32 protein-coding genes, 1 tRNA gene and 1 riboswitch are annotated in these 25641 nt (G+C 59.2%); of the genes, 17 read left to right on the top strand and 16 right to left on the bottom strand.

Annotated features, from left to right (window positions below; translation table 11 throughout):
- The coding region (locus tag Q8M73_01655; protein ID MDP2287257.1) for a hypothetical protein at positions 1-426 on the top strand (426 nt) is incomplete at its 5' end.
- A gap of 43 nt (positions 427-469) precedes the next feature.
- Here Q8M73_01655 and Q8M73_01650 read toward each other — a convergent pair.
- The 10 genes from Q8M73_01650 to Q8M73_01605 form a co-directional block, all read right to left on the bottom strand.
- On the bottom strand, positions 470-1549 hold the full coding sequence (locus tag Q8M73_01650) for an ABC transporter ATP-binding protein (GenBank protein MDP2287256.1): 1080 nt from the start codon (positions 1547-1549) through the stop codon (positions 470-472).
- A complete protein-coding gene (locus Q8M73_01645; GenBank protein ID MDP2287255.1) occupies positions 1546-2349 on the bottom strand; it encodes an ABC transporter permease in 804 nt (267 codons plus the stop codon). The genes Q8M73_01650 and Q8M73_01645 overlap by 4 nt, the downstream gene beginning before the upstream one ends.
- Positions 2346-3131 (bottom strand): molybdate ABC transporter substrate-binding protein, encoded by a 786-nt coding sequence (gene modA / locus Q8M73_01640; GenBank protein MDP2287254.1) that lies wholly within the window; start codon positions 3129-3131, stop codon positions 2346-2348. Before modA ends, Q8M73_01645 begins: the two co-directional genes overlap by 4 nt.
- The gene (locus Q8M73_01635) at positions 3128-3520 is read right to left on the bottom strand and encodes a TOBE domain-containing protein (protein ID MDP2287253.1); all 393 of its coding nucleotides are present in this window, start codon (positions 3518-3520) and stop codon (positions 3128-3130) included. The genes modA and Q8M73_01635 overlap by 4 nt, the downstream gene beginning before the upstream one ends.
- Before the next feature lie 70 nt (positions 3521-3590).
- Positions 3591-4862: a cytochrome P450 gene (locus tag Q8M73_01630; protein MDP2287252.1), complete on the bottom strand. Its 1272-nt coding sequence runs from the start codon at positions 4860-4862 to the stop codon at positions 3591-3593.
- A gap of 195 nt (positions 4863-5057) precedes the next feature.
- Complete coding sequence (gene bioB, locus Q8M73_01625) at positions 5058-6071, bottom strand: biotin synthase BioB (GenBank protein ID MDP2287251.1); 1014 nt, start codon at positions 6069-6071, stop codon at positions 5058-5060.
- 19 nt (positions 6072-6090) lie between these two features.
- A complete protein-coding gene (gene bioD, locus Q8M73_01620) occupies positions 6091-6834 on the bottom strand; it encodes a dethiobiotin synthase (protein MDP2287250.1) in 744 nt (247 codons plus the stop codon).
- Positions 6831-7958, bottom strand: a complete 1128-nt coding sequence (locus Q8M73_01615) for an 8-amino-7-oxononanoate synthase (GenBank protein ID MDP2287249.1) — start codon at positions 7956-7958, stop codon at positions 6831-6833. Before Q8M73_01615 ends, bioD begins: the two co-directional genes overlap by 4 nt.
- Positions 7955-9277, bottom strand: coding sequence for an adenosylmethionine--8-amino-7-oxononanoate transaminase (locus Q8M73_01610; GenBank protein ID MDP2287248.1), 1323 nt, complete (start codon positions 9275-9277; stop codon positions 7955-7957). Before Q8M73_01610 ends, Q8M73_01615 begins: the two co-directional genes overlap by 4 nt.
- A gap of 45 nt (positions 9278-9322) precedes the next feature.
- Positions 9323-9463: a hypothetical protein gene (locus Q8M73_01605; protein ID MDP2287247.1), complete on the bottom strand. Its 141-nt coding sequence runs from the start codon at positions 9461-9463 to the stop codon at positions 9323-9325.
- Positions 9464-9522: 59 nt separating this feature from the next.
- Here Q8M73_01605 and Q8M73_01600 point away from each other — a divergent pair, with 59 nt between their 5' ends.
- Together Q8M73_01600 and moaA are read left to right on the top strand one after the other, a co-directional pair.
- The gene (locus tag Q8M73_01600) at positions 9523-9963 is read left to right on the top strand and encodes a molybdenum cofactor biosynthesis protein MoaE (GenBank protein ID MDP2287246.1); all 441 of its coding nucleotides are present in this window, start codon (positions 9523-9525) and stop codon (positions 9961-9963) included.
- Positions 9945-10967 (top strand): GTP 3',8-cyclase MoaA, encoded by a 1023-nt coding sequence (gene moaA, locus Q8M73_01595; protein MDP2287245.1) that lies wholly within the window; start codon positions 9945-9947, stop codon positions 10965-10967. Before Q8M73_01600 ends, moaA begins: the two co-directional genes overlap by 19 nt.
- 4 nt (positions 10968-10971) lie before the next feature.
- Here the strand turns inward: moaA and Q8M73_01590 are convergent, their stop codons facing one another.
- A complete protein-coding gene (locus tag Q8M73_01590) occupies positions 10972-11232 on the bottom strand; it encodes a MoaD/ThiS family protein (protein MDP2287244.1) in 261 nt (86 codons plus the stop codon).
- A 55-nt stretch (positions 11233-11287) separates the two neighbouring features.
- On the opposite strand from Q8M73_01590, the gene Q8M73_01585 reads away from it, so the two are divergent.
- From Q8M73_01585 to Q8M73_01550, 8 genes are all read left to right on the top strand, one after another.
- Positions 11288-12517: a molybdopterin molybdotransferase MoeA gene (locus tag Q8M73_01585; protein MDP2287243.1), complete on the top strand. Its 1230-nt coding sequence runs from the start codon at positions 11288-11290 to the stop codon at positions 12515-12517.
- Positions 12514-12990: a cyclic pyranopterin monophosphate synthase MoaC gene (gene moaC, locus Q8M73_01580; protein MDP2287242.1), complete on the top strand. Its 477-nt coding sequence runs from the start codon at positions 12514-12516 to the stop codon at positions 12988-12990. Before Q8M73_01585 ends, moaC begins: the two co-directional genes overlap by 4 nt.
- The gene (locus tag Q8M73_01575; protein MDP2287241.1) at positions 12987-13478 is read left to right on the top strand and encodes a molybdopterin-binding protein; all 492 of its coding nucleotides are present in this window, start codon (positions 12987-12989) and stop codon (positions 13476-13478) included. Before moaC ends, Q8M73_01575 begins: the two co-directional genes overlap by 4 nt.
- Before the next feature lie 266 nt (positions 13479-13744).
- Positions 13745-14194 carry a Fur family transcriptional regulator gene (locus Q8M73_01570; GenBank protein MDP2287240.1) on the top strand — a complete coding sequence of 150 codons (450 nt, stop codon included), beginning with the start codon at positions 13745-13747 and terminating at the stop codon, positions 14192-14194.
- Positions 14195-14228: 34 nt separating this feature from the next.
- On the top strand, positions 14229-14768 hold the full coding sequence (locus tag Q8M73_01565) for a hypothetical protein (GenBank protein ID MDP2287239.1): 540 nt from the start codon (positions 14229-14231) through the stop codon (positions 14766-14768).
- A 62-nt stretch (positions 14769-14830) separates the two neighbouring features.
- A complete protein-coding gene (locus tag Q8M73_01560; protein ID MDP2287238.1) occupies positions 14831-15559 on the top strand; it encodes a DUF1775 domain-containing protein in 729 nt (242 codons plus the stop codon).
- A gap of 14 nt (positions 15560-15573) precedes the next feature.
- Complete coding sequence (locus Q8M73_01555) at positions 15574-16221, top strand: copper resistance protein CopC (protein ID MDP2287237.1); 648 nt, start codon at positions 15574-15576, stop codon at positions 16219-16221.
- Positions 16214-16732, top strand: a complete 519-nt coding sequence (locus Q8M73_01550; protein ID MDP2287236.1) for a copper resistance protein CopC — start codon at positions 16214-16216, stop codon at positions 16730-16732. The genes Q8M73_01555 and Q8M73_01550 overlap by 8 nt, the downstream gene beginning before the upstream one ends.
- On the opposite strand, the gene Q8M73_01545 is transcribed toward Q8M73_01550, so the two are convergent.
- The 3 genes from Q8M73_01545 to Q8M73_01535 form a co-directional block, all read right to left on the bottom strand.
- A complete protein-coding gene (locus Q8M73_01545) occupies positions 16733-17008 on the bottom strand; it encodes a MoaD/ThiS family protein (GenBank protein MDP2287235.1) in 276 nt (91 codons plus the stop codon).
- Positions 17005-18285: a threonine synthase gene (thrC, locus tag Q8M73_01540; GenBank protein MDP2287234.1), complete on the bottom strand. Its 1281-nt coding sequence runs from the start codon at positions 18283-18285 to the stop codon at positions 17005-17007. Before thrC ends, Q8M73_01545 begins: the two co-directional genes overlap by 4 nt.
- A riboswitch (SAM riboswitch) is annotated at positions 18279-18401 on the bottom strand. It overlaps the preceding gene by 7 nt.
- Before the next feature lie 71 nt (positions 18402-18472).
- Positions 18473-18742 carry a hypothetical protein gene (locus tag Q8M73_01535; GenBank protein ID MDP2287233.1) on the bottom strand — a complete coding sequence of 90 codons (270 nt, stop codon included), beginning with the start codon at positions 18740-18742 and terminating at the stop codon, positions 18473-18475.
- Between the two features lie 110 nt (positions 18743-18852).
- Here Q8M73_01535 and Q8M73_01530 point away from each other — a divergent pair, with 110 nt between their 5' ends.
- From Q8M73_01530 to Q8M73_01505, 6 genes are all read left to right on the top strand, one after another.
- Positions 18853-19854 (top strand): metal ABC transporter substrate-binding protein, encoded by a 1002-nt coding sequence (locus Q8M73_01530; GenBank protein MDP2287232.1) that lies wholly within the window; start codon positions 18853-18855, stop codon positions 19852-19854.
- Positions 19851-20636 (top strand): metal ABC transporter ATP-binding protein, encoded by a 786-nt coding sequence (locus Q8M73_01525; protein ID MDP2287231.1) that lies wholly within the window; start codon positions 19851-19853, stop codon positions 20634-20636. The genes Q8M73_01530 and Q8M73_01525 overlap by 4 nt, the downstream gene beginning before the upstream one ends.
- Positions 20637-21515 (top strand): metal ABC transporter permease, encoded by an 879-nt coding sequence (locus tag Q8M73_01520; GenBank protein ID MDP2287230.1) that lies wholly within the window; start codon positions 20637-20639, stop codon positions 21513-21515. It begins immediately after the preceding gene.
- A gap of 40 nt (positions 21516-21555) precedes the next feature.
- On the top strand, positions 21556-22020 hold the full coding sequence (gene bcp, locus Q8M73_01515) for a thioredoxin-dependent thiol peroxidase (GenBank protein ID MDP2287229.1): 465 nt from the start codon (positions 21556-21558) through the stop codon (positions 22018-22020).
- 551 nt (positions 22021-22571) lie between these two features.
- Positions 22572-22652 (top strand) — tRNA-Leu (locus Q8M73_01510).
- A 36-nt stretch (positions 22653-22688) separates the two neighbouring features.
- Positions 22689-24206, top strand: a complete 1518-nt coding sequence (locus Q8M73_01505) for a GAF domain-containing protein (GenBank protein ID MDP2287228.1) — start codon at positions 22689-22691, stop codon at positions 24204-24206.
- A 37-nt stretch (positions 24207-24243) separates the two neighbouring features.
- Here Q8M73_01505 and Q8M73_01500 read toward each other — a convergent pair whose 3' ends face one another.
- Both Q8M73_01500 and rdgB read right to left on the bottom strand, forming a co-directional pair.
- Positions 24244-24954, bottom strand: coding sequence for a response regulator transcription factor (locus tag Q8M73_01500; GenBank protein MDP2287227.1), 711 nt, complete (start codon positions 24952-24954; stop codon positions 24244-24246).
- 66 nt (positions 24955-25020) lie between these two features.
- Entirely contained in the window at positions 25021-25641 is a 621-nt protein-coding gene (rdgB, locus tag Q8M73_01495) for an RdgB/HAM1 family non-canonical purine NTP pyrophosphatase (protein MDP2287226.1), read from the bottom strand.

Below are 25641 nucleotides of genomic sequence, written 5' to 3'. Positions count from 1 at the left end.
CGAGCCACCGACGCCTTCGAACGACCCTCAACCACAACAGCGGCTACCACCACACGTGCCAACGACATAACAGGACCCCCACCAAGAACGTCCTCTATGTCTGGAGACACCCGTCCTGAATGTCAAGAACTCAGACACCTCGCGGTGTACTTCGAGAAGGCCCTTGCTAAGGCAGGGGCCCTTTTTGATGGATCCCTGCCGAACGGCGAGCATCGAGGCAGGCTCTCACATGAGAGCGACCACATGCTCATGCCATACCTCAAGGCTCATGCCGCTGACTACAAGGTGAAAGCCGGAGTGCTGGCCGAAATGGGGCGCAAGCACCTCCAGGAGATCAGTGCCAAATGGGGTAGTTCAAGCTCGACAGTGCCAAGGGCTGACTGCGGTCTTTACAAAAAATTCACTGCTCGCATCTGTTCATCTTGACTGGAGTTTCATACGCTCACAGTGCTTGTGCGGGGCCCTGAATCTACGGATTTGGGAAGCCCTGCGCAGGCGCCAACGAGTAAGCCCGAATGTCGACTGCCTTCGCGCTGAGCCACACCGGTGAGCCAGGTTTGAAATCGAGTTCGGCCAATGCGCCTGTGGTGATCGTGGCGATGAGGGAAGGTCCGGCATCCACATGCACGCGAACCCGATCTTCCCAGGGCTGAATCAAACTGACCACACCTGGCCAGACATTGCGCGCACTTCCCTGCGGCTGTTCACGATGCAGGCCAATGGACTCCGGACGTATGACTGCTGCAGCAGGGCCCTGCAGCGAATTGTTGGCGATCTGAACCGCACGGCCATTTCCCATCACCAATTCTCCATCCGAGGCCACGCCGCGTAGGAGATTCAGACTCAACAACGCTGCCACATACCTCGTGTGTGGATGGGCTGCAATGCCGGCCGGCGAATCGTCCTGCACCACCTGACCATGTTCGAGAACAATCACTCGGTCGGCGAAGAGCAGCGCATCGATCGGATCGTGCGTCACTACGACACAGCAGCCCTCAAATTCCTTGAGACGCTCGACCAGGCCCGCGCGCAGGTCATTCTTGGTTTCGGCGTCAGCAGCTGACAGCGGCTCATCGAGGAGGAGCAGCGAAGGATCACCCCCAAGAGCTCGAGCGAGTGCAACCCTTTGAGCCTGCCCGCCCGAAAGAGTTGCCGGCTTTCGCCGAGCCAAGGATGCAATCCCCAATTGCGTCAGCATGCGTTCAGACCTCTGTCGAGCTTGCCTGCGCGGGATTCCACGTGACCGAAAACCGAAGGCCACGTTCTCAAGGACTGACAAGTGCGGGAACAGCAAGTAGTTCTGGAATACGTACCCCGAGGACCGGTCCTTCGGTGCAACAAAGACGCGATCCGAATTGTCAACAAGCTGTTCGTCCATTCGGATCTCGCCCGTGGTGATGCGATCCAATCCGGCGAGCGCCCGCAGAAAGCTCGTCTTGCCGGCGCCATTGGGTCCGACGATCGCGGTTACTTGCCCAGCCAAGATCGTGAGATCAACCTTGAGTGCAAAAGTGCCTCGTTCAAGGGTGAATCGCGCGGCTATCGTCACGATGATGCCAAGGGCCTGATGAATCTGCCTCTGAGCACGATCAGCACCAGCACGCAGATGGCTATGAGAAGCAAACTCAATGCCATTGCAACGGCGGGATCACTTTCAAGCGCCTGATACACAGCCAGCGGCATCGTCTGCGTCACGCCGGGAAAGTTGCCAGCGAAAGTGATCGTCGCCCCGAACTCGCCAAGCGCGCGCGCCCAGCACAGCACCATGCCGGCACCAAGCGCGGGTGCGACCAGAGGCATGGACACGCGACGAAAGGTGGTCCACGACGAAGCACCAAGCGTTGCTGCTGCTTCTTCATATTGCTTGTTGAGCGAGCGAAAGCCACCTTCGACAGCAATAACAAGGAACGGCATCGCTACAAAGGCTTCTGCAAGCACGACACCTGTCGTTGTGAACGGCAGTTGGATACCGAACTGCTCATAGAGAAATTGACCGAAGGCGCCTCTCCTGCCAAAGGCATTGAGCAGTGCAACGCCAGACACCACGGGTGGGATGAGCAATGGCACCAACACAAGGCTTCGTGCAATACCTGTGCCAGGCAGCCCGCTGCGGGCGATCAGCCAGGCCAGCGGCACTCCGAGCACGGTGGCAAGCAGTGTTGCAAGCGTCGCCGTGACCATCGAAAGGCGAAGCGCATCGCGGGCAACTTGTGAGCTGAAGATCTCTAGGAAGGATCCCCAGGGTGCGCGAGTCAAGAGCGCGAACAAGGGCGCAACCAGAAAGAGCAGAGCCACGATTGCGGGTAGCACCAGAAACCACGGAGCTCGTGGACGCGCAGATGGCTTCACCAGGGCTTGGCGAAGCCATAAGTGCGCAGGATGCCCTGCGCAGATGGAGTGAAGGCCACATAGTTCACAAACGCCTGAGCCGTCGTTGGATTGGCTGCGCCCTTGACCAAAGCGATCGGGTAGGTCGTAGTGACGTTCACGTTGTTCGCAAGGGCGATCGAGGCGACCTTGGAGCCAACAGATCTCACGTCGGTGACAAAGACGATGCCAGCATCAACTTCACCGGACATCACCTTGCCCAATACCGAGCGCACATCAAGTTCGAGAGTGACTGGCTTCACTGTGACGCCGTTCCTTGCCAGCAGATTGCGAGTTGCCGCACCACAGGGAACGCTCACAACACATTGCGCTACTAGGACCCCATCGCGACTCAGACTCGAAAGTCCCGAGATATTTGCTGGATTGCCATTTGGCAAAGCAATCGCCAGCCTGTTCTTGGCAAAGAGCAACGGCGATCGGACGCGTCCAGCAGCTACTGCAGTCGACATCGTCGGCTCAGACGCTGTTGCGAGCACATCAACTGGGGCACCCGCGATGATTTGTTGCACGAGCGTGGAGCTGCCAGCGAAGTTGAACTGCACTGACGTCCCGGGGTACTTCTTCATGAAGGCATTGGCGATCACAGGAAATACATCGGTGAGTGATGCCGCCGCCGAGACTGTGATCGCGCCGGTTGGTGCCGATGCGGGAACAGGCGTCGGTTCAGCGTGGGAGGGGGTCAGACCGAGCACTGCAGTCATTGAGGCCGCGATACCTGCCAGCAGGCCCAACCTCCACTTCACTTCTTGTCTTCGAGCTCGACGACCACATTGGTTGATTTGATGACCGCTGCGACGAGCACGCCCGGCGCAAGCTGGAGTTCATCTGCAGATTCCCGACTCATCAACGAGGTCACCCGATGGGGCCCGGCCTGAATCTCCACCAGGGCCATCACACCATCGCGCTCCACGCGAAGCACGATGCCGGGAAATCTGTTGCGAGCCGACTGTCGCAGGGCTGGAACCAATGGAGCCTGGGAGACCATGAATGCCGCCAGGCTTGCTCCATCAACGGCTCGAGGTCCATCAACATTGGCCGCTTGTTCAAGCCGGCCCGAATCCAGCCACCGGCGCACTGTGTCGGCGCTGACACCCAGTAGCCCGGCCACTTCAGAAATGCGCAGATACGACATGAATCAGGATTCTACCCAGCAGATGCAGCGAAGGTATAGAAAAGTTGCTGCACGTGCGAGATGTTGCAGCTTAGTCTTGCAACGCCTTGACCAACAGCCGCAAGGGCGCCCTGAAGGAGAGCAGTCCAAGCATCGGCGGCTGGGCTTCGACCAGTTGAATGTCGGGCAGCTCACGGGCCAGAATCAACAGGACTTCTTGCGCTTCCATTCGCGCCAAGGTGGCACCCAAGCAGTAATGCCGCCCAAATCCGAAGGCCAAATGCTGTCGCGCCGAATCGCGGCCAGGCAGGAATCGCTCGGGATCCTCGAACACTTCGGGGTCAGAGCCGCTGCCCGCGAGCATCAGCAGAACCTCGGCATTTGCGGGCAGCAACTGCCCATCCAGTACCACCGGCTGGGTCGTGATGCGCCGCCAGGTCACGACGGGGGTCTCCAGTCGCAGTACCTCTTCCACGCATTCCGAAGCGATCAATTCATCGGGGTAGGCACCCGCATTTGCCAAACGACGCCAGAGATCGGGCTGTCCAATGAGCTTGCGCAGCACAGTGGAGAGAAATTGTGTTGTGGTTTCCTGACCAGCAACGAGCAAGAAGTAGCAGATGCCGATTGACTCCTGCACACGCAATGGCTGACCGTCCGACGTGCGGTGCGCCGCCAGCACTGAGAACAGGCTCGGGCCAGACGGATCTGCTGAGGTGATGCGATCACGAAGCCAGGAGTAGAACTCAGCGGCCTGAACGACAAGTTCACGTTGGCGCTCGACATCTGGGTTTCCCCAGAACAATTCAAGTGAGTCAGTGCTCCAGCGCTTCAGGGTTGGCAAGTCGATGTCTTCCAGATGCAGCAGTCCGATCAGCACGCGAGCTGGGAGGTCACGCGTCACCAGTGCAACGAGGTCTGCTTCATCGCTGGCATCAAGATCCTGTCTGACCAGAGCAGCCGATTGGACTGCGAGCTCTCGAATCATGGGCAGCGCTATTGCAATTGCGGCGGGTGCGAAGAATTGGCGCACCAAGGCGCGTAAGTCTGCATGACTGGCGCCGCCGTTGTTGGCAAGAGTGGCAGGTAGTTCGAATCCCACCCGCGCCAGGATTCGAAGCGCTGATGGATCAATTGTCGTGACAGCTGTGAGTGCGTTCTCTGGTCGGAACACTTCAGGCCGACTCAGGACCGAGCGAATATCAGCATGTCGGCTGACAAGCCAGCAGCCCGTAATCTCGTCGAAGAAGACCGGGGAGGTCTCGCGCAGCTCGGCGAGCACAGCATCGGGGGAATCGATGAATGCCGGATCGAAGAAGTCGACTTGGCCATGCGTAACGGGGCAAACACCGACAGCAGTCATCCCGAGATTTCTCCGTGCACACTGCAACGGGCTCGCCAATGCAGAGGCGTCACTTGGACCTTCATGCGCCGACCGCAATCACCGCAATAGCGCGGCGGTGAGAGCACGGCTTCCAAGGCGCAATCGGCGTGCATCTCGACAGACTCTTCGCCGCACTGCGTGCAATACGTCTGCATGAGGTCGGACATGACGAGATCAGAGAGTCTTAGTCAAGGACTTGATCGGCATATTGAGCTCAAGCAGCATGTCGATGTCTGCAGCAGCTGGGCGGCCCAGAGTCGTGAGGTAGTTGCCCACAATGACTGCGTTGATGCCACCGAGCATGCCCTGCTGAGCACCGAGATCTCCAAGAGTCAGCTCACGACCACCGGCAAAGCGCAGGATGGTCTTGGGCAGCGCCAGGCGGAAGGCCGCAATGGTGCGAAGTGCGTCCTTGCCCTCCATCAGTGGCAGATCTCCAAAAGGCGTTCCGGGGCGGGGGTTCAAGAAATTCAATGGCACTTCGGCAGGGTTGAGCTCAGCCAACTGCGCTGCGAATTCCGCACGCTGCTCGAGAGTCTCACCGAGCCCGACGATTCCGCCGCAGCAGACTTCCATGCCTTCGGCATGAACCAGCCGCAGCGTTTCCCAACGCTCATCCCAAGTGTGCGTGGTCACAACATTTGTGAAGTAACTACGTGCAGTTTCCAGATTGTGGTTGTAGCGGTGCACACCCCACTCAGAGAGCTGACGTGCCTGCTCGGGGCTCAGCATTCCAAGAGAGCAGGCAATGTTGATTTCCACGGCCGCGTTGATTGCCTCAACTGCCTTGCCGATCTGCTCCATCAAGCGCTCATCAGGACCACGGACGGCAGCGACGATGCAGAATTCCGTTGCGCCGGTCTTCGCCGTTTCCTTCGCTGCCTCGACCAAGCTCGGAATGTCCAACCACACTGCCCGTACAGGAGACTGGAACTGACCTGACTGCGAGCAGAAGTGGCAATCCTCAGGGCAGCCGCCGGTCTTCAGGCTGACGATGCCTTCGACTTCGACTGTAGGTCCGCACCACTGCATGCGTACGTCGTGGGCAAGGGCCAGGACATCGGGAACCCACTCGTCTCCAAGCTGAAGCACACGCAAGACGTCATCCTGATTCAGCCCAACTCCCAGATCCAGCACCTGGGCGCGAGCGCGAGCAAGGAAGTCCTCGGGGGATTCAACAGTGGTCAAAGCCAGACTCTCCTTGATTTCATGGGCGTGAAGCCAGCGTGGGGAATTCTGCCGTATTGAAGACTCCGCCAAGCGCCGGGGCGAGCCAAGCCTGCGACTGCTGCAGAAACTGGGCTTGATCCAAGGTCCCCATGCCTACGGGAAGCATCCCACTGATGGGCGACCCGCTATATCGCGGCAGATCATCCAAGTTGCACAGCTGAGCCAGATCAGGCTCCGAAAGTGGCCAATCCGTGATGACCAGGTGAGCGACGTCCAGCCCGCTGGCGCGCACAGCCATGGCGGTGGCCGCTGTGGAATGCAGGGTTCCAAGCGAGCTCGAAGCTGTCAGCACTACATCAAGGCTGTCGGGAGCGCCGAGCCCAGAGCCAAGTTCGACAGCCAGATCGAGCAGGGTCTTGCCCTCGGCGTTGAGGTGCACAAGTGCACCGCCGGCGCCCTCGACGATCATCAGATCTCGATTCTTGAGGTCAAGGATTGCATCGGCCAGCGAAGAGATCGACGGTCCGGCAACTCCAAGGCGACGCGCGGCAGTGCCGGGAGCCAGGGGTTCAGCAAAGCTGAACAGCTCGTGGACGTCGTTGAGCCCAGTCAATCTCGTCACGACCTGCACATCACTGGTCTCGCCGTTGCCGACACCTGTTTGCACTGGCTTGATCACTGCCACGCGCTGTCCCTGTGCGAGCGCACACGCGGCCAAGGCGGAAGTAGTGATGGTCTTGCCGGAACCGGTCCCCGAGCCAGAGACAAGGACCAGTTTCATTTCGAGACCAGGGAACTCAGGCTGCGCGCAAGGAGTTCAACATCGGCGTCGGTGTGTGCAGCGTTTGCGGTGATACGCAGTCCCGCCGAGCCGATCGCTACAGACGGCGGCCGAAAGCAACCCACACGTACTCCCAATCCGCTCAGGCCAGCAGCCAAGTCAAGGGCCTCTTGAGCGCCACCGACGGTCCACGACAGGATCGCCGCATCAGAAGTCTGGATCTTCAATGCGTCAGCAATCGCTGCAGCACGCTCAAGCAGTGTCCGAGACAGTTCAGGCTCCGCGCGAATAATCCGCACAGCCTCCAGCGCCGCGCCGACAGCCGGTGGGTTGAGCCCGGTGTCGAAGATGAACGGGCGAGCGGTGTTGAGCACGTGATCGATGACCCGTTGATCCCCAAGCACTGCTCCGCCCTGTGAGCCAATGGATTTCGAGAGCGTCACCGTGACCACGACATCGGATTCCGCCGCAATTCCGGCCTCCCAAGCCGAACCACGACCATTGCCTCGCACGCCTATGCCATGCGCGTCATCGACCACGAGGATCGCTCCATGCTTGCGAGCAATGGCATGCCATCTGGCTAATGGCAGGAGGTCACCGAATACCGAGTTGATTGCATCGATAACGAGGATTGCTCGAGTTTCCGATCGATTGGCCAAGGCATCCTCGGCTGCTGAGAGATCGCTGTGCTCAATGGTGACCAAGCGAGAGTTCGCCAATTTGCAGCCATCGATGAGCGAGGCATGGTTGCCGCCGTCGGCCACGATTACGCAGTCGCGCCCAGCCAATGCGGTGATTGCAGCCAGATTCGCCAGATAACCGGAAGAAAACACAAGCGCACTCGAGGCCCCCGTGAGTTCAGCAAGTGCGCCCTCAAGCTCGGTGTGCAGCTCGATCGTGCCGGTGACCAACCTGGATCCAGTGGCGCCCGTTCCCCACTGAGTCGCAGCACCGATCGCGGCTGCGACCACACGTGGATTCACAGACAGCTTCAAGTAGTCGTTCGAGGCGAAGTCCACCCACGGCGATTGTTCAGAGCGCGGCGCGAGTTCCCGCTGCAGACCGGCCCGCCTGCGAATCAGGCTCTTGTGCTCCAACCAGGCAAGGGGGTCAGGTGAGTTCATTGCGTGCCCCAATGAGTGGCGAGCTGGCTGTCGACTGCAGCTGCAATCGCAGTGCAGATCTGAGCCACGTGTTCATCTGATGAGATGTACGGAGGCATGGTGTAGATCAAATCGCTGAAGGGTCGAATCCACACACCTGCCCCAACTGCAGCCTGGGTCGCGGCCGCAACATCGACAGGGTTCTTGAGCTGCACGACACCAATCGCACCCAGCACTCGCACATCCTTCACCGCAGGATGATTCGCCAAAGAGCTGAGCCCCATGCTGAGTCCGAGCTCGATGCGTGCAACGTCTGAACGCCAATCGCCCCTCAATAGCAGGTCTATTGACGCCAAGGACACTGCGGCAGCCAGCGGATTGGCCATGAAAGTCGGTCCGTGCGCCAGTACCGGCACCTGGCCAGCGGCGATTCCTGATGCAACCTGGGCTGTGCACAGGGTGGCGGCCATCGACAAGTATCCGCCAGTCATCGCCTTGCCCAAGCACATGATGTCGGGGCTTACGCCCGCGTGGTCCGCAGCGAACAAGGCACCAGTTCGACCAAAGCCAGTTGCAATCTCATCGAAGATCAGCAGCACGTTGTGCCGATCGGCAAGCTCACGAAGGGCTTTGAGATAGCTGGGACTGTGGAATGTCATGCCACCAGCTCCTTGGACAACTGGCTCAACGATGATCGCGGCAATCTCATTGGCGTGCAAGGCCAGCTCCTCGTCCCACATTTCGATGTAGGTCGCAAGGGGTGCCGCTTCGAAGCCTCCCGGCGGAGCATCGACGAAGACCTGCTGGGGAAGGGTGTCGTGCCACAGCGCATGCATTCCTGATTCGGGATCGCAAACACTCATCGGGTGCAAGGTGTCGCCGTGATAACCGCCGCGCCACGTCATCAGTCGGTGCTTGCCAGGCAAGTCGCAGGAAACCCAGTACTGCAAGGCCATCTTGGCGGCCACTTCGACTGCAACAGAACCTGAGTCGCTGAAGAACACCCGGTTCAAAGGTGCCGGGGTGATCTGGATCAGTCGTTCAGCAAGGTGCACAGCGGGAGCGTGAGTGAGCCCCCCAAACATCACGTGGCTCATCTTGCCGAGCTGCTGCACCACCGCAGCGTCAAGAACCGGATGGCGATAGCCATGTATCGCCGCCCACCACGAGGACATGGCATCGACTAGATGCCGACCATCAAGCAGCGTGAGGTGGACCCCTTCGGCGGAATCCACGACGAGAGGCGCAAGCCCGGGGATGCTTGCGTAGGGATGCCAGATATGCGCCGCATCGAAAGCCAGCAACGCCGCCTCTGAATCTGGAGCCTGAAAGGAAGTCATCGAAAGTGATGATTGCAGGTCAACGAGTCAGACTCACACCGTGGATCAGGGCGCCGCAAGAATCCAGCCCAGGGCGTAGACGCCGCCAAAAGTCATGCCAGCCTTGTCGCGCCCACTGATGCGCGAGCCTTTGCCACCAGCGAGAATGACTACAGACCATTGCTTGTCTTGGTCACGGGAGCCCACGGCTTGAGCATGCCATGCGTGCGAGGGCGTCAAGGGACTCACATGTGGGAAGGAGGCAGATGAGCAGCAAGTCGATCACGGAGCAGCTTTCCTTCACCAAGGTCACTACAGAGCCCATCGTGATGGCGGATCTTGAATCAGCAGTACTGACCGACGAGATCGGTGCATCAGTGAATTTCATCGGCCGTGTGCGCAACCACGATCATGGTCGTGCGGTGCGTTCCCTCGAGTACGAGGCACATCCCAGCGCTGCCGACGTGCTCGACCTCATTTCCAAGACGATCACCGAACAATTCGCCGGAGTACGCCTCGCAGCTGTTCATCGCGTGGGACGACTATCGATCGGCGAAATAGCGCTGGGGATTGTGGTGGGATCCGCGCATCGCGGCGAGGCGCTTTCTGCTTGCAGCGCTTTGGTGGAAGAGATCAAATCTTCACTGCCTATATGGAAACTGCAGATCTTTGACGATGGAACATCGGAATGGGTGAACTGCCTGTGACCGCCTCGCATCTCATCGACAGCTTCGGGCGTGAGCATCGCGATCTTCGGATCTCGCTGACAGACAAGTGCAATCTTCGCTGCACCTACTGCATGCCGGAGGACTTCGCATCCTGGACGCCCAACGCAAATCTCCTTTCGCGCCAAGAGCTTGTGCGCATCGTTGGCGTGGCAGTGGCCCGAGGCATCACTTCTGTTCGCCTGACCGGTGGTGAACCGCTGCTGCATCCCGAAGTCGTGGAGATTGTGCGCGATATTGCGCACCTGCCGAACGCGCCCGCCATCTCACTGACGACGAACGGGCTGCTGCTGGCCGAGCTGGCAGCGCCTCTGCGCGAGGCGGGGCTGCAGCGCATCAACGTCAGCTTGGACACCCTGGATCGCAAACGCTTCGCCGAAGTCACCAAACGCGATCGTCTCGATGATGTTCTCGCCGGGATTGCCGCAGCCGAATTGGCGGGCATCAGGCCGATCAAGATCAACACGGTCCTGCTGAACGGCGTCAACGAATCCGAGGCCAACGGTCTGCTTCGCCACGCGATTGCTGCTGGATGGTCACTCCGGTTCATCGAGCAGATGCCATTGGACGCAGGCGGGATATGGTCGCGCGCGACGATGGTGACCGCTGCACAGACCATTGAAGCGCTGAGCGCTGAATTCCACCTCGAAGCACTAGACAACAGAGGCAGCGCACCCGCGGAGGAGTACCTCGTCAATGGCGGACCGGCCACGGTCGGCATCATCGCAAGTGTGACCCAACCCTTCTGCGGGAGCTGCGACCGATTGCGCGTGACCGCCGATGGGCAAGTGCGCAATTGCCTGTTTGCGAGATCTGAATCAGATCTCCGCAGCATTCTGCGCGATCCCGAGCTCACTGAAGATCAGCAAACATCGGCCATTGCTCACGTCTTGGGACTCTCAGTGCTCGCCAAACAGCGCGGCCATGGCATTGGGGATCCCTTGTTCTTGCAGCCTGCACGGCCAATGTCAGCAATCGGAGGCTGACTCCTCAGCCGCCCGCAAATGGTGGCAGCACATCCACCACCGAACCAGCTTCAACTCTCGTACGGCTTGGTTCTTGCCCGGCTTGCAAGCCATCAATCAGAAACGAACAAGCCGGCAGGACAGCAGCCAAGGCGGGATATTGCGCGACCAATGCGGCGCTGATCGTGGCGATAGTTCCGGCCTCAAGTTCGACTTCAGATGTTCCCGCGGCGGATTTGGCTGCAGCGAAGAGTCGCACTCGCACGACTCCCTGTCCTTGACTCACGTCTGGCACGTTAGTGGCATCAACAGTCCCGCGACGAGCCTGCAAGGCGCTCGCCGTGCCCGACTACGCTGATGAGATGCGGACTCCGCAGGAATATCTGACGTCACTTCTGACTGGCACTGCACCTCTTGCTGCCACCACGCTTGCGCTCGCCGAGGTCGACGGCTGCGTGCTTGCCGAGGATGTTCTCGCATCATGGGCCTTGCCTTCCTTCGCGAACTCATCGATGGATGGCTATGCCGTTGTCTCGCAGGACGTCATTGACGCAACGCAGACGCAACCCGTTCGACTGACCGTCATCGAGGACATTCCAGCCGGATCCTGGCCAACACTGGAAATCACCTCGGGTACCGCGGCACGCATCATGACTGGGGCTCCCGTGCCAACAGGTGCAGATGGAGTCGTCAGAGTCGAGCACACAGATGGCGGCATGCCCATTGTTGAAGTGCACGCCGCTGCCGGCGGCCACATTCGGCAGATCGGTGAGGATGTTCAGCCAGGAGAGCGAGTTCTGACTGAAGGCCAGGTCATGTCTGCGCGAACTATTGCGCTTGCTGCAGCCGTAGGTCGTGCCTCGGTTCTTGTTCAGCCAAACCCTCGCGTCGCCTTGATTTCCACCGGCAGTGAGTTGGTTGAACCTGGGCAGCCTTTAGCGCCAGGCCAGATCAGTGACGTCAATGGCGTCATGCTTGAGATCAGCCTGCGCGAGATCGGTGCGCACGTCTTCCGAACATCAATCGTTGAAGATGACGCAGTTGTGCTTGGCCAAGCCTTGGAAGATGCCGCGAAGAATGTCGACCTCATCATCACCACTGGCGGAGTGAGCATGGGCGTATACGACACCGTGAAAGAGGTGCTGAGCAGGCTGGGCACGGTGACATTCGAGCGCGTTGCGATGCAGCCAGGTATGCCCCAGGGCTTCGGGCACATCGGTTCGACAGCCACCCCGATCATCACTCTTCCAGGCAATCCCGCCAGCGCCCTCGTCTCCTTCGAGGTATTCGTTCGTCCCGTCGTGCGCCACCTTCAGGGGCGCAAGGTCGCCGAATTCAGCAGCGGAACGGTAACTGCTGGTACCGAGTTCAGTTCTCCAAAGGACAAGATGCAATTCGTGCGAGCACAATTCATCACTTCAACATCTGCCTCGCCTATAGGGGCGCAGGGTTCGCACATTCTGGGTGGGCTTGCACAGGCTGAGTGCCTGCTGATCGTGCCTGCAGAAATTGAGCAGGTACGTGCGGGTGACACACTTGCCTTCATTGATCTGCGAAGGGAAACGCGTTGACCACGGACAAACTCACACACCTTGATGATGAGGGTCATGCCCGAATGGTTGACGTGACAGAGAAGTCCATCGCAGTGCGCAAAGCGACAGCGTCAGCCCGTGTTCGCATGGCGAAGTCGACAATCGCTCTGCTAAGGGATGGTCAGCTGCCCAAAGGTGATGCGCTGGCCGTGGCTCGAGTGGCCGGCATCATGGCCGCCAAGCGCGCCCACGAACTCATTCCGTTGTGCCATCCCATAGCGATTCACGGTGTCGAGGTTGATCTCGTGATCGGCGAGGAGTCAGTCGATGTCTCGGCCACTGTCCGAACCGCCGATCGCACGGGCGTTGAGATGGAGGCGCTCACCGCTGCCAGCGTCTCTGCCTTGACGATGATCGACATGATCAAGGGCGTGGATCGCTTGGCATACATCGATGCACTGCAGGTTGATTCCAAGGAGGGCGGGCGCTCGGGCACCTGGATTCGACCATGACTCGCGCACTTGCCATCACGATTTCGACAAGGGCCGCCGAAGGCACTCGCTCAGACCTCTCGGGCATTGCCTTGGTCAATGGCTTGAGGAGCATGGAGTTCGAGGTCGACGGACCAGTGGTCGTGGCCGATGGCGAACCCGTCGAAGGTGCCTTGCGGGCCGGCCTTGCGCAGGGCTACGAACTCATCATCACTACCGGCGGCACCGGACTTAGCCCAACGGACGCGACTCCAGAGGTCACCGCTCGACTCATCGAGCGGCACGCACCCGGCATACCAGAGGCACTGCGCGCAGATGGAGCCAGACGCGGAATTCCCACAGCCCTGCTCTCCCGCGGCATTGCCGGAACCAATGGCCGAACGTTGATCATCAACCTGCCCGGCTCTCCTGGCGCGGTCAGTGATGCCCTTGAGGTGCTGCGCCCAATCCTCAGTCACGCAATCGATCAGCTCCGAGGTGCTGATCACCCGAGCTCGCCCAGTCCCTGAGGGGTCTCTTGATATTTCCGGCACGAATCGTGCTCGGAGCGCACCCATCGCATTTGCGAACAGGTGTCAATTAGGATGACGACATGATGTGCGGATTCCGGCTCCCTGCAGTGCGTGGCGACTGTCCGCCCGCGCATGCCTGTCGGGCATAGCCCAACTACCACGGCAATCCCGCGCTCTGCTCACATTGGAGTCTGAGCGCACTGTGGGCGCATCCCACCCCAACACATCCACCGCACAATTCTTGTTTTGAAAGGCTGCCTCACGTGAACTGGGGAGAGCAACTTCGCGAGCACGACATCCGCATCACTCCGCAACGGCAGTTGGTGATTGAAACCGTCGAGCGGCTCCATCACTCCACCTCTGAAGAAATCCTGACTGAAGTCAACAAGTCATTTCAGGGTGTGAACCTGTCAACGATCTATCGGGCTTTGGAAGTGCTTGAAGATGCCGGGCTTGTCGCTCACACGCATCTGGGCCATGGGGCTCCGAGTTACTACATCGTCAATGACTCCGAGCACATCCACTTGGTATGCAACATCTGCGGCCAGTCAGAGTGCATCGGCGAAGGCGTTGCCAATGAGTTGCGCGTGCAGGTCCACGCCCAGCATGGCTTCGATGTCGACATGGGTCACCTCTCGATTCATGGCACCTGTCGCAATTGCACTGAGCTCGCGCAACTCCTTGAGCCGACTCAGGTCGCTCACGCCCACTAGAGGCACGAATCTGACACCGCTCTAGGATCGATTCGTGAGTCCGCGCATCCGAGTCAGCAGACAGTTGCGCATAGTTCGTGGGCTCGTGCTTGGCTTTGCCATGGTGGTCTTGACAGCCACGGCGCATGCAATTGCTCACGGTCAACTGCCGGATGCTAATGCATTTCTCCTGCTGACCCCCATCAGTGTGGGACTGGGAATCATCGCGTTGGAAAGACCTCGCGGCACGCTGTGGTTCTTGATCTACGCTCTCGGAGTGCAGAGCCTCATGCACGTTCTGCTCGTCACCGCAGCAGCACATTCGTCGCAACATGCATCGCTGCTGCCGAGTCTGGGAATGACAGCGTCACACCTTGTCGCTGCCGCGATTCTGGCCATCCTGCTTGCGCGAGGAGACTCACTCCTTCTGCGCTGGCTGTCCTACATGCGCACCATCTTGATTGCTGCCTTGCAACCATTTGCTCTGGTGCTGCCTTGGCGCGTCGAGAATTTCGATGATGCACCCACTCTCCTTGCACGACTCACCATCGAATTCGCTATTGCACGAAGGGGCCCACCAGAACGTCGTCAGTAAGGCATTTCGTCAGCGCAACACGTGCTGGCTCACAATTTCTGACTACTTTCAAAGGACTATTCATGCAATCACGTTTGTACAAGAATGCGCTTCGCTCAATACTCGCAAGTTCAATCGTTGCCGCAACAGCCATAGGTGCTGCCAATTCGGCAAGCGCTCACATGGGGCTTGATCTTCGCGGGGCAGCGCAGACAGCGGGAAAGAGTGCCGTGATCTTCTTCCGGCCAGGACACGGGTGTGATGGTGATGCCACAAATTCGATCACCGTCACGATTCCAACGGGAGTCACTGGTGTGAAGGCTCAGCAGAAAGCCGGGTGGACGACAAGCGCCACAGCCGACACGGTCTCGTGGACGACCGGAGTGCTGCCCGACGAACAGTTCGACGACTTTGGACTGCGCCTCACTTGGCCGAAATTGCCCGCGGGTGTGGCTTCACAGACCTTCTACTTCAAGACTGTGCAGACATGCGACGCCGAAATCAGGGTGTCAAGATCCGGTGAGGAAGCCACGATCACCGGCGCACTTCCCGGATACGAAGGCGAGAGCGTCGATCTGTTCAGCGGTGCAGTTCCTCTCACCAAGCACGCAATTGTGGTGGGACCAGAAGGAAAGTTCACGCTGAAGACGACTTCAATCAAGGTACCTGAGGGAACCGAGGTCGTGGCGAAGCTCAATGGCAAGCGGGTAGGCAACTCCACGGCCGGCGCCGAAGCCTGGATTGACCTGCCAATTGCAGGATCGTCCGCGGCCCTTGCCTCCCCTGCTCCTTCTGTCACAGTCGTGGCATGAGAGGGCTGATTTCAATGCGAAAAGCCCTCGTGGCTGCAATGGTGGGTTCACTCGTGCTTCTTGTGAACCCACCATCAGCATCAGCCCATGCAGACTTGAAATCCAGCACACCGCGCAATGGTGCCGTCATCGCCACGGCTCCGAAGACCGTCTCGCTGACTTTCAGCGAACCCGTCGATGTGGAAGAAGTCAGCCTGCTCAATGCCAAGGCTGAACCGATCGCCTCGAGCTTCAAAGCCATCGGGGCCACGATCACGGTGACGCCAACAACTCCATTGTCAGTCGGTGCAAACTCAGTTCAGTGGAAGGCTCGATCTGACGATGGTCACACCATCACAGGTGCTCTCGCATTCATTGTCGGCGAGCCCACACCAGCCGGAATGCCGAAGTCGATTTCGACCACTCCCAAGATCACCACAGTGCTCAATGGAAGCCGCAGTGGACCACTCAACGTCGTGTTCAGCACCTCCGCAACGAGCGGTGAAGTGGAATGGTCCAATCCGGCATTCGACGGGCCATTCACCTGGCCAATCTCCGGGAACGGCAAGCAAGCCAAGGCGTCCGGCATCCTTCCCACAACTGGCAAGTGGACGATGCGGGCCACATTGATCGGTAAAGCCGGTTCAGTGATCGTGACGAACGGAGCGGTCAGTCTTGGCTAGTACTCGAACGCGCATCGCGAGCATCGCGCTCATCATTGTTGCTCTGGGTGGCTTGGGTGCGAACAGCGCCCAAGCCCACACCCAGTTGGTGTCATCCACCCCGGCCGATGGCGCACAACTCGTATCAGCTCCTAGATCTGTGGAGTTCAGGTTCGACGAACCTCTGCTTCCGAGTCTGGACACCGTCTCGATCAATGACGAGTTGGGTGCAAACGTCTACAGCAGCAAGATCAAGCCCACCGATACATCCTTGGAGATCGAATGGCCGGCGACCCTGCCAGCGGGCACGTACCAAGTCGCCTACCGCGTGGTTTCGGCAGATGGGCATCCCGTGACAGGTGCAATAACGTTCAGCTTCGGCAATTCAGCTGCGCAGCCTTCAGTTGAACCCACACCAATTGAAGACTCTTCGATGGAGTCCTCTTTTTCACCGTGGGCGATGGCGATCGCCGCTATCTTGCTCGCCGGATCGATCGCGGCGATCTACGTCCTGGTGAAGCGCAGGCGCTGATCAGCCGCCGGCAACAGCCGGGATAATCGAAATCTGAGCGCCATCAGCGGTAGGTGATGCGAGTCCCTCGATGAAGCGGACATCGTCGTCGTTGACGTACACATTGACGAAACGACGAAGCTGTCCGTTGTCATCGAGGACTCGTGCCGCGATGCCAGGGAACTGACCTTCAAGGCTGGTGATGACCTCCTGCAAAGTCGTGCCTTCAGCCGTTACCTCAGCTGCTCCAGCCGTGTAGGTGCGCAGGATTGTGGGGATGCGGACTGTGGCACTCATTTGATGACCTCCGTGTAAGCAGCTTCGAATTCGTCGAATGACGGGGAGACGGTGATGGTGGGACCACTGGTGGGTGCGACAGCATCCAAGGTCTTCAGTCCATCGCCAGTATTGAGCAGGACAACCTCAGCGGCGGGATCGATCAAGCCTTCGCGCAACAACTTGCGGTAGGTACCGACCACAACGCCGCCAGCAGTCTCGGCGAAGATGCCTTCGGTCTCGGCAAGCAACTTGATGCCCTCGACGATCTCGTCATCGGTGACGTCTGAAATCGCGCCCTTGGTGCGGCGCACAACATCGAGGGCGTATGGCCCGTCGGCTGGGTTGCCGATTGCCAGCGACTTCGCAATGGTGTCGGGCTTCACTGGCTTGATGAACTCTTGGCCGGCTTGGAAAGCCTGCGATACCGGCGAGCACCCAGTGGCCTGCGCGCCAAAGATCTGCGTTGGATGGTCCGACACCAGCCCTAGGTCAACGAACTCACGGAATGCCTTGTCGACTTTGGTCAGCAGTGAGCCAGACGCAATAGGTGACACAACAGCGTCCGGCAAGCGCCAACCAAGCTGCTCAGCGGTTTCGTAGCCAACTGTCTTGCTGCCCTCTGCGTAGTAAGGACGCAGATTGACGTTGACAAATCCCCAGTCGCGCGATGCCGCCACTTCGGTACAAAGGCGATTGACATCGTCATAGTTGCCGCCGATCGCTACGAGCACTCCGCCATAGACCGCGGTCGTGACGATCTTGCCTGCTTCGAGATTCGAGGGCACGAACACCACCGACTTCAATCCCGCGCGGGATGCCGCAGCAGCAACAGCGTTCGCGAGGTTGCCGGTCGATGCGCAAGCGATGGTCTCAAAGCCCAGACGACGTGCGTTCTCCAAGGCCACCGCGACGACTCGGTCCTTGAACGAATGGGTGGGATTGCCTGAATCGTCCTTGACCCATACCGCTTTGGCCCCCAGAGCTGCGGCGAGATTGTCGGCGCGAACGAGCTTGGTGAACCCTGGCTGCAGCCCGGGTCGATGACCTGCGCCGGGAACCACGGGGAGCAAACCCTCGTAGCGCCACATGGATAGCGGGCCGGCTTCAATCTCTTCGCGCGTGATGCTTCGTTCCTGGTAGGCGACTTCCAGCGGGCCGAAACACTCGAAGCAGGCATAACTGGCGTCAAGTGGGTACAGCGCGCCGCATTCACGACACTTCAGGGCTAGGGCAGAACCGAGTTCTGGGTCGGTACCCAATGTTGCTGTCATCTTCGCGAGGCCTCTCTGGCTCATCTGTCCTGGTGTACAGGTCGGAGTTGGCACCGAACTTTGAAGGCCTCGCGAACGAGTATTCAAATAGGTTGCCGGGGCTTCAACGGGCCGTATCCCTCTGCCCCTCTGGATGAGGTATTCAGTTGTGAGGAGAACTTTAGCCGGTGGGACTTGTCACACCAAATGGGGGCCTTGCCAGCTGCGCTGACTAGGAACGGCGGATGCGGCCAAGCACCTTCAGCGCAACCGCGCTTGCCAAGGTCCCTGCCACAACTGCGATGCGTTTGGGTCGCACGTCGCCGTTCTCGTCGACAAAGGCACCGGCGACAACGCCGAGCCCCCGCCTGGCAAAAGCGCCCGGCGTGAGCTCACTTTGGAGCTCCGCTACTGAGGCAAGGAGATCGTTGCGTGCAGCGGTGACCTCAGCAATGAGCGCAAGGATCGCTGGATCATGGGTCTCAACAGAATCTGTGGCCACCTGCGCAGCCTACGCTGCTCATGCCCGCAGCTGGAATTGCTGCCTTATTCGCAGTTGAGATTACTTGCAAGTTCTTTGCTATTACTCTTCGGGGACATTAGAGTGCCCGAATGCGCCGACAACTGCTGATCTTGCCGGTACTCACATCGGCTGCCCTGCTGCTCGCCGCTTGTTCCTCCAGTGACGATCAAGCCACTGCATCAGACACCCTGCTCGTGGCAACGACGGTCTCTCCCCTCACCTCCATCGCGTCAAGCATCGGTGGCGACAAGGTGCGGGTAGAAGGCATCGTTCCGGAGGGAACCAACAGCCACACTTACGAGCCAGCCCCTCAAGTTGCCGAACTACTGAGCAAGGCCGACATCATCTTCATCAACGGCCTGAAACTTGAAGATCCCACCGCGGACCTCGCGCGGGAGAACATGAAGTCAGGTGCAGATCTGATTGAACTTGGCACCATGACCCTGCCGGAGTCTGACTACATCTACGACTTCTCCTTCCCTAAGGAGGAAGGCAAGCCCAATCCGCACCTGTGGACTGATCCGCTGTACGCAATCAAGTACGCAGGAGTCATTCGCGACGAGCTCTCCAAGCGCGACCCGAGTAACGCCGGCTACTACCAAGCCAATTACCAAGCCTTCGAGAAACAGGCAACTGCGCTGGCAGATGCGATCCGCGCCGATCAAAAGACTGTCCCTGCGGGCAATCTCAAACTGTTGACCTACCACGACGCCTATGCCTACTTCGCGAAGAATTTCGGCTGGCAGGTCATTGGCGCAGTGCAGCCAAAGGACTTCGCTGACCCAACGCCAGCCGAGGTTGCAGAACTGATTGATCAGGTCAAGAGCCAGAAGGTTCCAACAATTTTCGGCTCTGAAGTCTTTCCTTCAAAAGTGCTTGAAGAAATTGGTCGCGCAAGCGGAGCCAGGTACGAGGACACCTTGCGAGATGACGATCTTCCCGGCGCTCCAGGCGAGGCCGATCATTCTTGGATTGGGCTCATGAAGTATGACTACATGACGATGATCAAGGGTCTGGGTGGCACTACGGCGAACCTCGCAGCAGTCAGCACAACTCCCACTGCTCCCGATACTGCCGTCTACCCACAGTGACAGGTATCGGCGAGGGTCCCGAGCTCATCCAACTGGACGGAGTTGATGCCGGCTATTCCCACCATCCCGTTCTGAGCGACGTGAACTTCCATGTTCACGAGGACCAGTTCACCGGAATCGTGGGCCCATCGGGAGCTGGCAAGACCACGCTCCTGCGTTTGCTGCTTGGCACCTTGAAGCCGATGAAGGGCCGCATCACTCAGGCCAATGGCTTGCGCATGGCCTATGTGCCGCAGTTGGAAACGGTGAGTTGGAACTTTCCCGTCACCGTTCGCGAGTGCGTACTTATGTCACGCAAGGCAGCGAACCAACTTCCCTGGGCCAGCAAGCCGGAGAAGTCTCAGGTCGCCGACGTCCTCGAGCGACTTGGGATCGGCGACTTGGCCGAGCGCCATATTCGCGAGCTGTCCGGCGGACAGCAGCAACGCATGTTCCTGGCCCGCGCTCTGCTGCGTCAACCCCAGATCATGCTGCTGGATGAGCCAACGAGCGGCGTGGATGTTTCGACCCGCCATGACGTACTCCACCTCCTTGCCGATCTGCATGAAGAGGGTGTCGCAATCGTGCTGACCACACACGACCTCAACGGAATTGCCGCGCATCTGCCTCATCTGGTCTGTGTGAACAAGGGCATCATCGCCTCCGGCACACCCAATGACGTCATGAATCCCGACGTGCTTGAGCGAACTTTTGGTGCGCGCATGGAAGTGCTGGAGCACCTCGGTATGCGCATCGTTGTCGAAGAAGGACCGCACATCGGTGCGATCGGAGGCACGGTCTAGATGGACACACTCCTTGAACCGCTCCAATACGCCTTCTTCCAGAAGGGACTGCTGGTGGCAGCGCTCTCTGGAGCGCTTCTTGGCTTCATCGGTGTCTACATCGTCTTGCGCGGGATGAGCTACATCGGCCACGGTCTCTCGCACTCGATCTTCGGTGGATTCGCGGCATCACAACTCTTCGTGGCCAACTTCTACATCCTGGGCGCAGGTCTGTGGGGCATTGCTTCGGCACTCGCAATCACCGCGGTGACCAAGCGGAGCCGCCTTGGCGCAGATGCCGCGATCGGTGTGATCACGACTGCATCCTTCGCCCTCGGTGTTGCACTCTTTGCAAAGTTCGGCACGAGCGGACCATCGTTCGAGAACGCGCTCTTTGGCAGCATCCTTGGGATAAGTCCGCAGCAAATCTATGGACTGATTGCCGTCTGCATCCTGACCGGTGCTTTCGTTTTCCTGCGCTACCGCGCGCTGCTGTTCAGCACCTTCGACCCAGAGGTCGCTGCGGTTTCAGGAGTCAATGTCGCGCGCATTGAAGCAATGCTCATGATCGTTCTTTCGCTGGCAATCCTTGCAACCCTGACCATCATCGGCGTAACCCTCGTGGCGGCGATGCTTGTGATCCCAGCAGTGATTGCCCGCATGCTCACCGATTCATTCGGGCGGATGCTGACGTACAGCACCGTGATTGGACTCATCTGCGGCTTGGCTGGCATGTATCTCAGCTACTACGCAGGCGTACCGTCCGGCACGATGATCGTGCTCGTCGGAGCGGGGCTCTTTGTGATCGTCCTCGCCATCACAGGCACTCGAGGGCTCCGCCGTTCAGCCGGGCTCGACGCCCACACCGACGCCAGCGCACTCGCACCAGTCGTTCGCTGAATGTCTCTTACTTCCGACACCGGGCGAATACAGTTCGACCATGGCTCTGCAACCCAAGGACAATGCTCCAGCATTCGCGCTCAAGGATGACAAAGGGGAGACTGTTCGCCTGTCGCAATTCAAGGGCAAGCGCGTGGTTGTGTATTTCTATCCGGCGGCGTTGACTCCTGGATGCACGAAGCAAGCCTGTGACTTCACAGACAATCTCAAGGTCTTCGACAAGAGTGACTACGTCGTGATTGGCATCTCACCAGACAAGCCGGAGAAGCTTGCGAAGTTCAGGGAGCGCGATGACCTCAAGATCATCCTGCTGTCTGATCCTGAGAAGGAGATCCTCAAGAAGTACGGAGCCTTCGGTGAGAAGAAGCTCTACGGAAAGACGGTGGTCGGCGTCATTCGATCGACCTTCATCATCAGCCCTACCGGCAAGATCGAGCACGCGCTGTACAACGTGAAAGCCACTGGTCACGTCGCCAAGTTGATGCGCGACCTGCAACTGAGCTAGCTGTCAGAGGCTCGGATTATCTTCGAGCATGCCAAATATCAGGAGATATGACGACTGTGCATTGTCAGAGGCAGTCATACGATCAAAGTCGATCGCTGGAGTCCTACGAGAACTCGGAATACGGCAAGCCGGCGGCTCGCATCACCACGTAAGCAACCGGATCAAGGGCTTAGGTCTGGACACGTCACATTTCACAGGTCAGGCGCATAGCCGAGGTATCTACAGACCTCGCCTTCGGGCCGAGGAAGTACTTGTTCTGCTCCCAGCAGACTCTCCTCGCCGCAAGACGTACCTCCTGCGACGCGCGCTAATTGAACTGGGCACTCCACTCGCATGCTCTGGATGCAGCACTGGCCCAGAATGGAACGGCAACGCATTGACTCTTGAAATCGACCATCTCAATGGCAACTCTCGCGATTGCCGTCCACAGAATCTGCGATTTCTGTGCCCGAACTGCCATTCACAAACTCCGACGTACTGCCGTCAAATAGCCAACCGCGCAACCTCAAATCTGCCCAGCAATCCACGCTGACTTAGACTCCATTACCCACGCGGAAGTGGTGGAATGGCAGACACGCGGCGCTTAGGACGCCGTGCTCTAGGGCGTGCGGGTTCAAGTCCCGCCTTCCGCACCGATGAACGACTCGTGAGAGGGGCAGGAAGTCCAAATGGACCGGTCTCCCACTCATCAACTCCCAGGGGAGTTGATTGACGCCATCATCTCGGTCGGCAGCGAATCGAATCTGGACGCCGTCCTGCGACAGATCGTGTCAGCAGCGACCAAGTTGGTTGATGCCAAGTACGGCGCCCTGGGGGTGCTCTCCTCCCCCACATCTCATCGGCTTTCCGAGTTCATCACCGTAGGAATGAGCGAAGAGGAGATTGCCGCGGTTGGTGACTTCCCAAGCGGGCAGGGCGTGCTGGGCGTGCTCATCCATGAACCCTTCCCTTTGCGCCTTGACGACCTCACTCGCAGTGCGGATTCCTTCGGCTTTCCCCCAAACCATCCGCCCATGCGCACCTTCCTAGGCGTCCCGATCCGGGTGCGCGACGAAGTGTTCGGCAACCTGTATCTGACCGAGAAACGCGGCGGAGAATTCAACGAGGACGACGAGCGCTTGGTCGTCGCCTTGGCCGGGACCGCCGGAATGGCCATCGCGAATGCTCGCCTGCACGAGGCGGGGATCCTGCGCGAGCGCTGGCTCACCGCTGCTGCCGCCATGACGACTGAACTGCTGTCGCCCCAAACCCAGGTCTCTGCCCGGGAGATCATCGGCGCCCATCTGCAGGCAGTGGCACCGACAACCCAGACCTTTGCGATCCTGGCAGGCGAGGACCCGCTCACCACCACCGACACTGGCAGCAGCCCACCAGCAATTGCGCAAGCCGAAATCACGCGAGGCGGAGCCCCAGACGTGCTGATCGGCATCGTGCTTGCAGCTGAAAGCACTCCAGCGGACCTGGCAGCAATGTCTGCCCTCATCGGACGATTTGCCGAGCAAGCCACTCTTGCCCTCAGAGTTGCCGAAGCCCGGAGCAGTGCTGAAAGAGTTGCACTGTCCGAAGACCGCGACAGGATTGCGCGCGACTTGCACGACTTGGTCATCCAGCGGCTGTACGCGTCAGGGATGGCCCTTGAATCCACGGTCCGTCTCGTTGACAGCCCGGTCGCCTCTGAGCGCATTCATCGTGTTGTCGATGAATTGGACACCACCATCCGAGAGATCCGCACTGCCATCTACTCCTTGCAGGAACATGCACAGGAAGGCCAAACTGCGCCCAGTTTGCGTACGCGCACTCTGGAAGTCGCACAGGCCGCATCAGAGTCCCTGGGTGCCATGCCGACCGTGCTGTTCGAAGGGCCAGTCGACGCCATGGCTACCGACTATGTGACCACGCAAGTGGAAGCAGTACTTGTAGAAGGCCTGTCCAATGTGGCTCGGCACGCAGCGGCCAGTCATGTGCAGGTGACGATCACCGCCACACCTGTGGAATTGCAGGTGTGTGTCGTCGACAATGGCATCGGAATTCCGCCAACGGCACGTCGCAGTGGACTGGCGAATCTCGCTGCACGTGCGGCTGCGCTGGGCGGGACCTGCATCACAAGCGTCCCGGAGTCTGGCGGCACTCAACTGCTTTGGTGCGTACCGATTTCCGGCGCCGAAGCAGCCGGCAACGAGAACTGACGTTCGGTCTTCGCAGCACATGCCACGACGACTCGTTCTACTCGACTGCGCCGCGCATTTCTGTGGCGAGCACAGCGACCTGTGTTCGTCGTTGCATACCCAACTTCGACAGCAACCCTGACACGTAGTTCTTCACAGTCTTCTCAGCGAGGAACAACCGCTCGCCGATTTGTCGATTCGTCAGACCCTCTCCGATGAGGGCAAGGATTTCCTTCTCGCGCTCGGTGAGGCGCATCAATGGATCTGCGGATTCCGTCTTGTGCTGAACACGCTCAACAACGCTTGTCGTCGTACGCTCATCAAGCAGTGAGCCGCCAGCCGCAACGGTTCGTACTGCTTGAACAAGGTCGGTGCCACGGATTTGCTTCAGTACGTAGCCCGATGCGCCGGCCAAGATCGCGTCCAACATAGCCTCGTCGTCAGCGAAAGAAGTCAGCATCAGGCACTTCAACTCAGGCATCTGCGAGCGCAACTCTCGGCATACCGTGACACCGTTGCCATCGGGAAGCCGAACGTCCAGAACTGCTACGTCTGCACTCAGGGCAGGCACGCGGCGCAAGGCCTGTTCGGCGGTGGATGCTTCGCCTACTACTTCGATATCGACTTCGGCTTCAAGCAGATCGCGAACGCCTCTGCGCACGATTTCATGGTCGTCCAGCAAGAACACGCGAATGACCTGCGCTTTTGGTGCTTGTTCTTCGGCGCTGACCACGCGTACTCCCTCCAGAGCTGAATCCCATTCCATCATGCAGGACCACCAAGCTCCTGCATCAGTGACCAAAGTCCCTAACGCGCCCCTCCGCGAGAAATCGATCTAGCGCCGGAGAGCAGCCGGAAACAACTCGGCAAGCACCGGTGCGATTGCACGCAGCGCGCGACCTCGATGGCTGATCGAGTCCTTGTCCCCGTCGCTCATCTCGGCCGTGGTGATCTCGAATCCAGTTGGAACAAATATCGGGTCGTAGCCAAAACCATTGGCTCCCCGAGGCTCACCGATGAGTGACCCTTCAACCACGCCCTCAACAATGCGTTCGTCACCTTCTGGCGTTGCAACTGCCACCGCGCAATGGAATGCGGCCCCTCGGCGGCCCGCGGGTACATGATCGAGCTGGGCAATCAACAGCTTCAAGTTGTCCTGATCACGTCCATGCGTGCCGGCCCAGCGGGCTGAATAGATGCCTGGCATGCCGTTCAGCGCGTCAACCGAGAGACCGGAATCATCACCGATCGCCGGCAGTCCGGTGTATTCGCATACTTCACGAGCCTTCAGGATCGCATTGGCGGCAAACGAGCTTCCGGTTTCTTCAACGTCTGGGAGGTCCGGAAACTCATCAGTTCCAACCAGCTCAATGTCCAGCCCAAGTTCAGTCAGGATGCGGCGCATCTCGATGATCTTGTGGCTGTTTCTGCTGGCGAGTACGAGCCGAACTGACAT

The organism is Actinomycetota bacterium (genome assembly GCA_030684515.1).
Lineage (GTDB): Bacteria > Actinomycetota > Actinomycetes > S36-B12 > S36-B12 > UBA11398.
This window is presented reverse-complemented; position numbering and strand designations above follow the sequence as displayed.